Below are 12,262 nucleotides of genomic sequence, written 5' to 3' on the forward strand. Positions count from 1 at the left end.
TAGACTTGCAAAGAATGCCGATGCCTGTCAAGTTAATTCACACATTAAGTTTCTATCCGAGCGGGAGGCTGGATGGGTACGGTCGGCAAGGCGATTTCACTTCTGGAGCTGTTCACGGCGGACGAGCCCGAGCTCGGACTTTCCGATCTCGCGCGGCGGTGCGCCTTGGACAAGGNGATGGCGCTGGGCGGCCATGGCTTCGTCGAGCAGGATGCCGGCACGCGGCACTATCGCCTCGGCGCCGGCCTGTCGCGGCTAGCGCGTATCCGCGAAGCCTGCTTCCCGTTCCTGCCAACGGCAATTCCCGTGGCGCAGGATTTGGCGGGTTCGACAACCGAGACGGTGCATCTGTCGGAATTCGGCGTCGACAGGCTGATCACCGTCCATGTCGAGCATTCAAGCTGGGCAAACCGGGTGAACATCGATGTCGGCCAGCTTCTGCCGCTGCATTCCACCGCCTCCGGCATCGCCTATCTCGCCTTCGCCGACAACGCGACCGTGAAAGCATGCCTGACAGGTTCGCTTGAGGCCTTCACCGATCATACCCTCGTCGAGCCGGCCGCCATTTCAAAGTCGATCGGCGAGGCGCGCGACCGCGGCTATTCAATCTGCGACCAGGGCCATGAGGACGGCGTGATCGGCGTCGCGGCTGCAATCCGCGCCGCCGATGGTCTTGCGCTGGGGACAATTGCGGTGGCAGCCCCGAAGGCCAGGACGACACCGGCTACGATCGTGGAACGAGGGCTTGCGGTTGTGACCGCAGCACGGGAGATTTCGATGCGCCTCAATGGCGAAAACCTGCAAACCCTGAGGAGGCAGGCCTGATGTCTGCAGATATGGCGACGCCCCGCATCCTGGTCATCGGCACGGGCGATACCAAGACCGACGAACTGCTGTTCATGAAAGCGTGTATCGAGGCATCCAGTGGCCGCGCCGTGATGATGGATGTCAGCGTGCTGGGCGACCCCGCCTATAGTCCCGATCACGACAAGCATGCCGTTGCGCGGGCCGCTGGCGTGACGATGGCCGAAATCGTCTCGAGCGGCGATGAAAACACCGCCATGACATTGATGGCCGTCGGCGCCGTTCAGCTGGTGCGCCAGCTTCACCAGCGCGGCGAGATCGACGCCTTCATCGCCATCGGTGGTTCGATGGGAACCGATTTGGCGCTCGATGTCGCGCTGTGCCTGCCGCTCGGCGTGCCGAAATTCGTCGTCTCGACCATCGCCTACTCGCACCTCATTCCGCCCGAGCGTGTCGCGCCCGACCTGATGATGATCCTGTGGGCAGGCGGGCTCTACGGCCTCAACACCATCTGCAAGCTGGTCCTTTCCCAGGCCTGCGGCGCGGTCGTCGGTGCGGCGAGGATCGTGCTTGCATCCCGTGCTTCGGCCCCGGCGGTCGGACCGACCATCGGCATGACTTCGCTGGGCAGCAGTTGCCTGCGCTATATGAAGACGCTGAAGCCGGCGTTGGAGCAGCGCGGCTATGATGTCGCGGTCTTTCACACCACCGGGATGGGCGGCCGGGCCTTCGAATCGATCGCCAGCCAGGACCATTTCTGCGCGGTGTTCGACTTCAGCCTGCAGGAGATCACCAATCATCTTGCCGGCTCGGTCGTCAGCTCCGGCGCCGACCGGCTCGAGAATGCCGGCGCCCGCGGCATTCCGCAGATCGCAGCCCCTGGCGCCGTAGACATGGTCGATTTGCCGACCTGGCAGGCGCTGCCGACAAAGTTCGCGCAGCGGCCATTCCATGCTCATAACAGGTTGATCGGCTCGATTACCGTCGATGCCGCCGACCGCCGTGAAGTCGCCAGGACCATCGCCGCCAAGCTCGGTGCGTCGAAGGGGCGCTCCGCTTTCATCCTGCCCTCCGGCGGCATCCAGGAATGGGATGCGCAGGGCGAGCCGCTGTACGAACCCGAAGCCCTCGCGGCGTTCACCGATGAGATGCGCAAGGCCATTCCCGCCGGCGTCGAGTTCCACGAGATCGACGCCCACATTAACAGCGACGAGTTCGTCGGCAAGGCGCTCGAAATCTTCGACCGCTGGGTCGAGGAAGGCATCATCCCGCGCGGCATGCCGGCCAAGGGAGTGGCTGCGTGAGCGCTGTTCCTGCCCAGGCGCTCGTCCTCGATTTCGGCGGCGTCGTCACCCGGACCCTTTTCGAGACCCATGCCTTGACCGAACAGGCGCTCGGCCTCGCGCCGGGAACGCTGCAATGGTACGGGCCGTTCGACCCGGATTCAGATCCGCTGTGGCGCTCAATGCAGGCCGACGAGATCAGCGAGCGCGATTATTGGCGCACCCGCACCAGCGAAGTCGGCCGGCTCGTCGGCGAGGACTGGCAGGCGATGGAGACATTCGTCCAGCGCGCACGCGGAGCCGAGCCGGAAAAGATCGTGCGGCCCGAAGCCGTCCGCGCAATCCGGACCGTGCATGCGGCGGGATTTCGCCTGGCGATCGTGTCCAACGAGCTAGATCTGTTCTATGGCGCCGGCTTCCGTCAGCGGCTGCCGCTGCTCGAGCTGTTCGACACCATCGTCGACGCCACTTATACCGGCATCCTCAAGCCCGATCCGCGCGCCTATGCCTTGGTGACCGAGGCGCTTGGCCTGCCTGCCGGCGCCTGTGTGTTCGTTGACGACCAGCAGCGCAATGTCGATGGCGGCCGTGCCGCCGGCATGCGCACGGTTCATTTCGACGTCGCGCGACCGGCACTTTCCTATGCCGAGGCCCTCGGCCATTTCGACCTCATCTCCTGAGACATTTGCGGAGCCTTGCGATGCGCGACATCAATTTCCTCACCGAGAAAAACGCCAAGCCGATCTGGCATCCGATGGCACACCCGGCCGAGATGCGGGCCAACCCGCCAAAGGTGATCATGAAAGGCGAAGGCGTGATGGTCACAGACATCGACGGCAACACCGTGCTCGATGCGGTTGGCGGACTGTGGAACGTCAATCTCGGCTACTCCTGCGACCCGATCAAGAAGGCCATCGCCGACCAGCTCAGCGCCCTGCCCTACTATTCCGGGTTTCGCGGCACGTCGACCGGCCCGTCGATCGAGCTCGCTTACGAACTCAGCGAATGGTTCGAACCGGAAGGCATGGTGCGGACCTTCTTCACCTCGGGCGGCTCGGATTCGGTCGAAACCGCACTGCGGCTCGCCCGCCAATACTGGAAGATCCGCGGCCAGGGCGACCGGACAAAATTCCTCGCGCTGAAGAAGGGCTATCACGGCACCCATTTCGGTGGCGCGTCAGTCAACGGCAACGCCAATTTCCGCCGCAACTATGAGCCGCTTATGCCCGGCGTCTTCCACATTCCCGCACCCTGGACCTTCCGCAATCCGTTCGATGAGACCGATCCGGCGCGGCTGGCCAAACTGTGCGCCAAAGCGCTGGAGGATGAGATCGCCTTCCAGGGCGGCGACACCATTGCCGCCTTCATCATGGAGCCGGTTCTCGGCGCCGGCGGCGTCATCGTTCCGCATGACAGCTTCATGCCGCTGGTGCGCGAGATATGCGACCGCCACGAAATCCTGCTGATCGCCGACGAGGTGGTCACGGGCTTCGGTCGCACCGGCGCCTGGTCGGGTTCGCGGCTATCCGGCGTGAAGCCGGATTTCATGACCATCGCCAAGGCGATCACCTCGGGCTATTTCCCGCTCGGCGCCACCTTGATCGGCGCCAAGGTCGCCGACGTCTTCGAGGCCGACAAGACCAGCTTCGGGGCGATCGGTCATGGCTATACCTATTCCGGCCATCCTGTCGGCTGCGCGGCAGGGCTGGCTGCACTGGTCGAGACCAAACGGCTTCGCCTGGACGAGAACGCAGCCGCGCGCGGCATCGAGCTGGCGGCGATGCTGGAGGGGCTAAAAGCCAAGCACGCGATCGTCGGCGACATCAGGTACAAGGGCCTGATGGCTGCGCTAGAGCTGGTCTCCGATCGCACGACGAAAAAGCCGGTGGACAAGAAGACCATGGCCGTGGTTTCGGAAGCCACTTATGACGCCGGCGTCATGCTGCGCGTGTCCGGCAACAACATCATCCTGTCGCCGCCGCTGATCATCGGCGCCGCCGACGTGGCAAAGATCGGCGAGGCCATCGATGCAGGTCTGTCGAGGGCCTGATGCCCGCTGACGCAATGGAGTTTGGTACGCAATGACCCAATCTGAGAAGAACCCGAGCGAGGAAGCGCTCGTCAAGCGGCGTGCCCGCCTGCTCGGCGCGAAATCGCAATTGTTCTACGACGAGCCCGTGCACCTGGTGCGCGGCGAAGGCGTCTGGCTCTACGATGCCGACGGCCGCAAGTATCTCGATGCTTACAACAACGTCGCCCATGTCGGCCATTGCCACCCGCATGTGGTCGAGGCCTTGTGCCGTCAGGCAAGCCTGCTCAACACCCACACACGCTATCTGCACACCGCAATTCTCGACTATGTCGAGCGGCTGACGGCGACCTTCGATGCAAGCCTCGCCACCGCAATCCTGACCTGTACCGGCAGCGAGGCCAACGACATAGCGCTGCGCATGGCGCAGGCCGCCTCCGGCAATATGGGCATCATCGCCACCGACGCCACCTATCATGGCAACACGGCGGCGGTTTCGCAGCTCAGCACGCGCATGCCTCCGATCCGCGGCCGCGCCCCCCATGTCAGGCTGGTGCCGGCCCCCGACAGCTATCGCCATCCCGATGCGATGGCCAATGGCAAGGCCTTCGGCGACGCCGTGCGTCAAGCGATCGCTTCGCTGGCACAGGACGGCATTGGCCTGTCTGGCATCATCTTGTGTCCGCTGCTCGCCAATGAAGGTTTCCCGGCTCTGCCCACCGGATTTTTCGACGACGCCTTGGGGGCCGTGCGCGAAGCCGGTGGTCTGGTCATCGCCGACGAAGTGCAGCCCGGCTTCGGCCGCACCGGCAGCCATTTCTGGGGCCATCAGCGCGCCGGCTTCGTCCCCGACATCGTCACCATGGGCAAGCCGATGGGCAATGGCCATCCGATCGCGGCCGTGGTCACCACCAAGGAGATACTGGCGACCTTCCGCGACGCTTTCCGCTACTTCAACACCTTCGGCGGCAACCCGGTCTCCTGCGCGGTCGCCAATGCCGTCCTCGACGTCATCGAACAGGAAAACCTTGTCGCCAACGCGCAAGACGTCGGCGCTTATGCGCTTGGCCTGCTGCGCCCGCTGGCCGATCGGCATGAGTGCATCGGCGAGGTCAGGGGCGCCGGACTGTTCTTCGGCGCCGAGCTGGTCCACGACCGCGACACGCGCGAACCGGCGCCCGACATTGCCGAGCAGGTCGCCAATCGCATGCGCCATCGCGGCGTGCTGATGGGCAAGACCGGCATCCACGGCAATGTGCTCAAGATCCGCCCGCCCATGCCGTTCTCGCGTGACAATGCCGACTTCCTGATCGGCCTGCTGGACGAGGTGCTGGGCGAAGTCGGCGGAGTGCCGGCGTGAATTCTGTTTCCACCCAATCCGAGCCCGAAACGGCAGCCGATGTCACGGAGCTCGCCAGGCGTGCGCTCGAACATTGGGGCGTCCGCAACTCTGAGCCGGAACTTCTGAAGCACCGCGAGAACGCCGTCTTCCGCGTGCGGCTGCCGGATGGCCAGCCGGCAGCCATGCGCATCCACCGGCTCGGCTACCACACGGACGCCGCGCTGCGTTCGGAACTGCAATGGATGGGCTTCCTGCAATCCGCCGGCGTCGCCACGCCGTCTTGCGTCGCAACACAGGCCGGCGATCCGTTCGTACTTGTCAGCACGGCCACCTCGGCGCAGCCCCGGCAGGCCGATTGCCTGAGCTGGCTGGAGGGCCGCGCCGTGGGCGCACGCGGCGTGCCACTGGCCTACACGGCCGACCAGTCGATCCAGATCTTCACGGCGATCGGGCGGACCATCGCCCATATGCACAATGTCACTGCCTCGTGGGCGCCGCCCGCGGGCTTCGCCCGCCATGCCTGGGACTTCGACGGCTTCTTCGGTGCGAACCCGGTCTGGGGCCGGTTCGAGACCTCGCCCTTTCTCGATGGTCCTCGCCGCGCGCTGGTCTTGCAGGCGCGCGACAAGGCAGTGAAGGCGCTGTCGCAACATGAGCGCAGCGCGCGCAATTTCGGCATCATCCACGCCGATCTGGTGCGCGAGAACGTGCTCATCCATGACCGTGCCGTACGCATCATCGACTTCGACGATTGCGGCCATGGCTGGCACATGTACGACCTTGCCGTCGCCCTCTACCAGAACCGCGAGGAGGCGATCTACCCGCTGATCGAAACCGCTTTGCTTGACGGCTACCAGCAAGAGCGTGCGCTGACCCCGCAGGACATCGCCGCATTGCCTCTATTCGCCGCCTTGCGTGCCTTCGCGTTTCTTGGCTGGGTGCAAAGCCGCGTCGAAGGCGACATCACCAGGGATGTCGGCTTGCGCATGTCGACCATCGCAGCCGATGTGGTGATTGACTACTTGCGCGGCGAACAGCCCAACTGACGAGCCGATGAGAGCCGTCAGCTCTTGGCGAAATGGATACTGACCGTTCCCGAGCTGCCGAAGTCGGCGACGATCGTATCGCCGGGCCGCGCCTCGACCGGGCGCACGAACGATCCGGACAGCACCACCTCGCCGGCCGCGATGGACATGCCGTAGCGGGCGAGCCTGTCCGCCAGCCAGGCAATGCCCATCGCGGGATGGTTGAGCACGCCGGCGCCAAGCCCGGTCTCCTCGACCTCCGCATTGCGCGAGACGATGGCGCCGATCCAGCGCATATCGGCTTCATCGGGTCGTTGCGGCCGGCCGCCGATGACAATGCCGGCATTGGCGGCGTTGTCGGAAATCGTATCGAAGAAAGTGCGCGCCTTCTTTGTCTCGGCATTGACGCGTTCGATGCGCGTGTCGAGGATTTCGAGCCCCGGCGTGATATAATCGGTGGCGTTGAGCACGTCGAAGATGGTCACGCCTGGGCCCCTCAGCGGCGCCTTCATGACGAAGGCTATCTCGGCCTCGACGCGCGGCTGGATGAAGCGGCCGACGGGTATCGTCGCGCCGTCGTTGAAGAACATGTCGTCGAACAGCACGCCCGAATCCGGCGTGTCGATGGCGAGCGCATATTGCATCGCCTTCGATGTCAGGCCGATCTTCCAGCCCTTCGGGGTCAGCCCGGCATCGGTCTTGCGTTTCACCAGCGCTGCCTGGACGCGATAGGCATCCTCCATCGTCGCATCGGGAAAATCGAGGCTGAGCAGACGGATCTGGCGGCGCGAACGCTCAGCTTCGAACAGCCTTGCCGCGGCATCTTCAACTTGCTCGGGGGTCACGATGCTGCCTCGTCGACGACGCCGTTGCGGAGCACGCCGATGCCGTCGGCTTCGACTTCGATCACGTCGCCCGGCTTCAGCCAGATCGGCGGGTCGAAGCGGGCGCCGGCGCCGGTCGGCGTACCGGTGACGATGATATCGCCTGGCACCAGCGTGGTGAAGGTGGAGACATAGGCGATGATCTTGCGGAACGAGAAGATCATCCGGCTGGTGCGGTCCTGCTGGCGCAATTCGCCATTGACGCGGGTGGTCAGCGCGATGTCGGCAATCTGCGCCTCGTCGGTGAACGGCACCAGCCACGGACCGAGCGAGCCGGTGCGGTCGAAATTCTTGCCCTGCGTGACGTTGAACTTGGCGTGCCGTACCCAATCGCGAATGGTGCCTTCGTTGCACAGGGATAGTGCCGCGATATGGTCAAGCGCATCCCTCTCGGCGATGCGTCGTCCACCCTTGCCGATGACGATGACGATCTCGCCCTCATAGTCCAGCTGCGGCGATTCCGGCGGCCGCACCAGCGGCGCGTTGTGGCCGACGAAGGAGCGGGGGAAGCGGATGAACAGCGACGGGTTCGAAGGCGCGGCCTGGCCGTCCTTGTACTCTTCGTTGCGGTCCGGGTAGTTGACGCCGACGCAGATGATCTTTTCCGGCGACGGCACAGGGATTTCATAAGCGATGGCGCCGACTGGAAAATCGACGGCGTAGGCTTCGGCCTCTTCCGCCAGCCGCCGTAGCACGCCGGCCTCGATCACTTCGCGCAGCGTCGGCCACTGGCTGTGCCGCGCCGACAGGTCGACGACGCCCTTATCTGTGACCACGCCATAGCGCGTCTTGCCGCCGACGGTGAAGGTGGCGAGCCGCCCATGTGCAGTCATCCCGGTCTCCGTCAGGTTCGCGTCTGTGGTCACGGTGCGATGATCGGCGACGCCGTCAAATCCGGTTGGCGTGCGGCCGCGCCGGCAAAGGTGCTGCCCTCCTCGAACCAGCTTTTCGGCGCCGGCGCGCCCCACAGCGTCTGGCGCTGCGGGTCCTTGAGGTCCCACTTGATCGGCTCGAGATCCGGATCGACCGTCTGGTAGTCCGAGCAGTAGATCTCGATGCGGTGATTGTCCGGGTCTCTGACATAGAGGAAGAAGGCGTTGGAAATGCCATGCCGGCCGGGGCCGCGCTCGATATTTGCGAGGTAACCCGTCGTCGCCATCAGATCGAGCAGGTCGATGATGTTGAGCGGTGTCGGCACCCAGAAGGCGACGTGATGCAGGCGCGGACCCACACCGTTGGTGAAGGCGATGTCGTGGACGCCGCCCTTGCGGTGCGTCCAGGCCGCCCACAGCTTTCCGCTACTGGCATCCTCGGTGTATTCGGTGACGCGGAAGCCAAGCTCGTTGTAGAAGGCGACGGACTCGTCGACATTGGGCGAGAAGCAGTTGAAGTGGTCGATGCGCAGCGGCTTCACGCCCTTGTAGAGCGCATATTTCTGATGAATCGGCGGCAGCCTTTCCATTTGGGCAAAGAACTCGAGCGGAATGCCGTGCGGGTCGCGGGTGCGGAAGGTGCGCGACTGGTACTGTCGCTCGACCCACTCGACCGGCAGGCCTTTTGCCTTGAAGAAATGCTCGGCCTTGTCGAGATCCTCATCCGAAAAAACCTTGAAGCCGAGATCGCGGGCTTCGGCGCTGCCGGCCTTCTTCAGCACGATGCAGTGGTGTCCGCGCTCTTCCAACGCCCTTAGATAGATGGCTTCCGATGTCTCGTCGGTAACCTGCAGGCCAAGCGTGTCGACATAGAAGGCGCGGGATTTCGCAAGGTCGGTGACCGCCAGTTCGACATGGCTGAGGCGCACGATGTTGAAGGCGGGATAGAGGTTTGGTTTGGGCAGTGGCATGCGATGTCCTCCGGTCAGCCGCCGAGTTTCTGGATCGTGTGCGCTGAAGTGGCGAAGGCGATGTTCTTCGTCTCCATGTAGAAATCGAAGGAATGGTCGCCGCCGTCGCGGCCGATGCCGGAATTCTTGACGCCGCCGAACGGCGTCGGCAAATGCCGCACATTCTCCGAATTGACCCAGATCATGCCGGCGTCCAGCGCATCGGTGAAGCGGAAGGCGCGGGTGACATCCGACGTCCAGAGATAGCCGGTCAGGCCGTATTGGGTGTCGTTGGCCAGCGCCAGCGCTTCGGCCTCGTCCTTGAAGGAAATGGCGGTCAGCACCGGCCCGAAAATCTCTTCCTGGGCAATGCGCATCCTGTTGGTGGCGCCGGTAAACAGCGTCGGGCTGACATAGCAGCCACCGCCCGGACCGGCGAACTTGTCGCCGCCGGCGGCTACCACCGCGCCTTCCGATTTGCCGATCTCGATATAGGAAAGCACCTTTTCCTCGTGCACCGGATGGATCAGCGGACCAACAACCGTTTTGGGATCGAGCGGATGGCCAACCTTGATGCGCTTTGCCTTCTCCGCAACCAGATCCGTGAATGTGTCGTAGACCGAGGCTTCGACCAGAAGCCGCGACGATGAGGTGCAGCGTTCGCCGTTGAGCGAGTAGATCATGAACACGGCCGCATCCGCCGCACGTTCGAGATCGGCGTCGGCGAAGACGATCACCGGGTTCTTCCCGCCCAGTTCGAAATGCACGCGCTTCAGCGTATCGGCGCCTTGTTTCATGATCATCGAGCCGGTGCGGCTCTCACCGACAAAACCGATCGCCTTGATGTCAGGGTGCTCGGTCAGCGCCTTGCCGGCGTGCTCGCCGAGGCCGTTGACCAGGTTCCACACGCCTTTCGGCAGGCCGGCCTCCTCCGCGATCTCGACCAGCAGGCGAGCGGTCAGCGGCGAAAATTCGGCCGGCTTGTGGACGACGGTGCAGCCTGCCGCCAGCGCCGGCGCGATCTTCCATGTCGACAGCATGAACGGCGTGTTCCACGGCGTGATGATGCCGACCGGGCCGATCGGCACGCGCGTGGTGATGTTGACCTGGCCTGTCGTGCGCAGCGTCTCGCCGTCGCGCGCTTCCGGCGCGCGGTCGGCGAAGAAGCGGAAATTCTCGGCGCCGCGCAGCGCGGCCTTGGCCATGAATTTCAGCGCCTGGCCGGTGTCCATGCACTCGACGAAGGCGATCTCCTCGGCGCGCGCTTCGATCGCATCGGCTATCTTGTGCAGCAGCTTCTTGCGCCCGTCGCCCGGCATGGCGGCCCAGGCCGGGAACGCCGCCTTTGCCGCCTTGGCGGCGCGGTCGATATCGGCGGCACTGCCACGCGCGACCTTGGCCAGCGGCTTGAGATCGACCGGCGACATGCTCTCGAAGGTCGAGCCATCCACCGCCGGCACCGCTTCGCCGCCGATCTGGTTCAGCACGCCGTCGCGCTTGAAACGGGCCAGATAGGCCTCGGCCTTTTTCAGATTGCCTTCGAGGTCGGACATATCAGCTTCCGTCACTTGCCGCGCAGTCGCGGATGGATTGCGTTTTTCTTCCAGCTCAGTACCGGGTCGATCTCCCTGATCTCCAGGGAAAGAGCGAAATGCGGGGTCTCGAACAGGGGCCCAAGGTATTCGCTCACCGCGGCGAAGACCGCCTCCCCGGTTCGTTTCTTGTCCTGGGCGCTGCGCCCGGTTCCAATGCGAAACGACATGTCGAGGAAAGCGTTTTCCGGCAGGCTGTCGGCGATGGCATAGGCTTCCGCACGGAAGGCCCGCACCCGCACCGCGCCGGTTTCAAACAGCCCGGTGCCGAGCACGGTGCGCAACACCAGCGCGCACAATTCGCTCATGTCGACCTTGGCATCGAGGTTGGCCGAATACTCGATGGAAAAGTGAGGCACCGCGTCTCGTTCCCCGGATTGTTCCACTGTTGTAGTTAACGCGTTAATTACATGCAGCATCACTGAAGTCAAGCCTTGCATCCAAGTTGAGGCGACGATACGGGATGGAAAGGTCAGGTTTTGGCGTGCGGTCCCGCCGACCGCCCGCATCATTGGGGACGCTGCTTCTTGCTGCCTGAAAACACCCGTCGTTCTCTGCCGATGGCGCTGCTCCATGCCCGCGAAGTGGTGATGGCGCGGTTTCGCCCTATGCTGGCGGCGCATGACGTGACCGAACAGCAATGGCGTGTGCTGCGCGTTCTGAGCGAGGCCGGCCCTGTCGAGGCGACGGAACTTGCCGATCGCGCTTCGGTGCTGCCGCCCAGCCTGACACGCATCATCAAGACGCTCGAGGGCCGAAAATTCATCACCCGCAACAAGGCGGAAGGCGATGGCCGCCGTGTCGTTCTGACGATCGCCCCGGCGGGCTCCGCCCTTATCGATGCCTTGTCGCCGGAACGCCTCGTCATCTACCGCGACATCGAACAGCGCTTCGGACATGAGAGGCTCGAGCAATTGCTCGATCTGCTGGAGAGCCTGATCGCCGGCGAGAGCTGATCGCTGCGGCTCAGCCGCCAAAGCTGCCAAGCCGCGTCGGCTGCGTGTAATTGCGGTCGACATAGAGCAAGGCCGAGCCGCCGCTGCCGTGCCTGACATCGATAACGCGGCCGATCATGACATTATGCGTGCCGACGATGTGCACATCCTCGATCTCGCAATCGAAATTGACGATCGCATCGGACAGCGCCGGCGTGCCTGAGGCCAGCGTTTGCCAGCGCGCCGCCGAATAGCGTGCCTCCATGTCCCTGGTCGCGCCGGCGAACTTGCCGGCTAGGTGCATATGGTCATGCGTCAGCACGTTGACGCAGAAGCGCCGGTTGGCGAGGAACATGGCGGCCTGCGTCGAGCGGCCGTTCATGCACACCAGCAGTGTCGGCGGTTCGTCCGACACACTGCACATGGCGGTGGCGGTGAAGCCGCCGCGCCCGGCCGGACCATCTGTCGTGACGATGTTGACCGGCGCGCAGACCCTTGCCATGGCGTCGCGGAAATCGGCCTTCGAAATCTGCGTGGCCATCTGAC

The 12,262-nt window shown here is 64.1% G+C and carries 13 protein-coding genes; 7 read left to right on the plus strand and 6 right to left on the minus strand.

From position 1 onward, the window contains the following. The first annotated feature begins 72 nt into the window (after window positions 1-72). The 6 genes from X751_RS141890 to X751_RS141865 are packed head-to-tail and all read left to right on the plus strand — an operon-like array spanning window position 73 to window position 6,504. Window positions 73-825: an IclR family transcriptional regulator gene (locus tag X751_RS141890; RefSeq protein WP_023745653.1), complete on the plus strand. Its 753-nt coding sequence runs from the start codon at window positions 73-75 to the stop codon at window positions 823-825. Further along, entirely contained in the window at window positions 825-2,108 is a 1,284-nt protein-coding gene (locus X751_RS141885) for a Tm-1-like ATP-binding domain-containing protein (RefSeq protein WP_023738353.1), read from the plus strand. The genes X751_RS141890 and X751_RS141885 overlap by 1 nt, the downstream gene beginning before the upstream one ends. Further along, the gene (locus X751_RS141880; RefSeq protein WP_023745654.1) at window positions 2,105-2,767 is read left to right on the plus strand and encodes an HAD-IA family hydrolase; all 663 of its coding nucleotides are present in this window, start codon (window positions 2,105-2,107) and stop codon (window positions 2,765-2,767) included. Before X751_RS141885 ends, X751_RS141880 begins: the two co-directional genes overlap by 4 nt. A 20-nt stretch (window positions 2,768-2,787) precedes the next feature. Then, window positions 2,788-4,137 (plus strand): aspartate aminotransferase family protein, encoded by a 1,350-nt coding sequence (locus tag X751_RS141875; protein ID WP_023745655.1) that lies wholly within the window; start codon window positions 2,788-2,790, stop codon window positions 4,135-4,137. A gap of 31 nt (window positions 4,138-4,168) precedes the next feature. Continuing rightward, window positions 4,169-5,476, plus strand: coding sequence for an aminotransferase class III-fold pyridoxal phosphate-dependent enzyme (locus X751_RS141870; RefSeq protein ID WP_023686940.1), 1,308 nt, complete (start codon window positions 4,169-4,171; stop codon window positions 5,474-5,476). Next, entirely contained in the window at window positions 5,473-6,504 is a 1,032-nt protein-coding gene (locus X751_RS141865; RefSeq protein WP_023745656.1) for a phosphotransferase, read from the plus strand. The genes X751_RS141870 and X751_RS141865 overlap by 4 nt, the downstream gene beginning before the upstream one ends. A 17-nt stretch (window positions 6,505-6,521) precedes the next feature. Here X751_RS141865 and hpaH read toward each other — a convergent pair whose 3' ends face one another. From hpaH to X751_RS141840, 5 genes are read right to left on the minus strand one after another with little or no spacing between them, the layout of a single operon-like run. After that, a complete protein-coding gene (hpaH, locus tag X751_RS141860) occupies window positions 6,522-7,331 on the minus strand; it encodes a 2-oxo-hept-4-ene-1,7-dioate hydratase (RefSeq protein ID WP_031204606.1) in 810 nt (269 codons plus the stop codon). Continuing rightward, window positions 7,325-8,200, minus strand: a complete 876-nt coding sequence (locus tag X751_RS141855) for a fumarylacetoacetate hydrolase family protein (RefSeq protein WP_023834914.1) — start codon at window positions 8,198-8,200, stop codon at window positions 7,325-7,327. Before X751_RS141855 ends, hpaH begins: the two co-directional genes overlap by 7 nt. 29 nt (window positions 8,201-8,229) lie before the next feature. Then, complete coding sequence (hpaD, locus tag X751_RS141850) at window positions 8,230-9,210, minus strand: 3,4-dihydroxyphenylacetate 2,3-dioxygenase (RefSeq protein WP_023686936.1); 981 nt, start codon at window positions 9,208-9,210, stop codon at window positions 8,230-8,232. A gap of 14 nt (window positions 9,211-9,224) precedes the next feature. After that, window positions 9,225-10,742 carry a 5-carboxymethyl-2-hydroxymuconate semialdehyde dehydrogenase gene (gene hpaE / locus X751_RS141845; RefSeq protein WP_023745659.1) on the minus strand — a complete coding sequence of 506 codons (1,518 nt, stop codon included), beginning with the start codon at window positions 10,740-10,742 and terminating at the stop codon, window positions 9,225-9,227. 11 nt (window positions 10,743-10,753) lie between these two features. Beyond that, window positions 10,754-11,140, minus strand: coding sequence for a 5-carboxymethyl-2-hydroxymuconate Delta-isomerase (locus X751_RS141840; protein WP_023686935.1), 387 nt, complete (start codon window positions 11,138-11,140; stop codon window positions 10,754-10,756). A gap of 201 nt (window positions 11,141-11,341) precedes the next feature. Here X751_RS141840 and hpaR point away from each other — a divergent pair, with 201 nt between their 5' ends. Continuing rightward, complete coding sequence (gene hpaR, locus X751_RS141835) at window positions 11,342-11,737, plus strand: homoprotocatechuate degradation operon regulator HpaR (RefSeq protein WP_023704722.1); 396 nt, start codon at window positions 11,342-11,344, stop codon at window positions 11,735-11,737. A 10-nt stretch (window positions 11,738-11,747) separates the two neighbouring features. Here hpaR and X751_RS141830 read toward each other — a convergent pair whose 3' ends face one another. Next, entirely contained in the window at window positions 11,748-12,257 is a 510-nt protein-coding gene (locus X751_RS141830) for a flavin reductase (RefSeq protein ID WP_023692271.1), read from the minus strand. Window positions 12,258-12,262: the final 5 nt, after the last annotated feature.

Source organism: Mesorhizobium sp. LNJC394B00, assembly GCF_000502555.1.
Classification (GTDB): Bacteria; Pseudomonadota; Alphaproteobacteria; order Rhizobiales; family Rhizobiaceae; genus Mesorhizobium.

Coding starts and splice junctions, on each gene's coding strand:
- X751_RS141885 (WP_023738353.1), top strand. CDS start 825: ATGTCTGCAGATATGGCGACGCCCCGCATCCTGGTCATCGGCACGGGC.
- X751_RS141875 (WP_023745655.1), top strand. CDS start 2,788: ATGCGCGACATCAATTTCCTCACCGAGAAAAACGCCAAGCCGATCTGG.
- X751_RS141870 (WP_023686940.1), top strand. CDS start 4,169: ATGACCCAATCTGAGAAGAACCCGAGCGAGGAAGCGCTCGTCAAGCGG.
- hpaD (WP_023686936.1), bottom strand. CDS start 9,210: ATGCCACTGCCCAAACCAAACCTCTATCCCGCCTTCAACATCGTGCGC.
- X751_RS141830 (WP_023692271.1), bottom strand. CDS start 12,257: ATGGCCACGCAGATTTCGAAGGCCGATTTCCGCGACGCCATGGCAAGG.
- hpaE (WP_023745659.1), bottom strand. CDS start 10,742: ATGTCCGACCTCGAAGGCAATCTGAAAAAGGCCGAGGCCTATCTGGCC.
- hpaR (WP_023704722.1), top strand. CDS start 11,342: ATGGCGCTGCTCCATGCCCGCGAAGTGGTGATGGCGCGGTTTCGCCCT.
- X751_RS141855 (WP_023834914.1), bottom strand. CDS start 8,200: ATGACTGCACATGGGCGGCTCGCCACCTTCACCGTCGGCGGCAAGACG.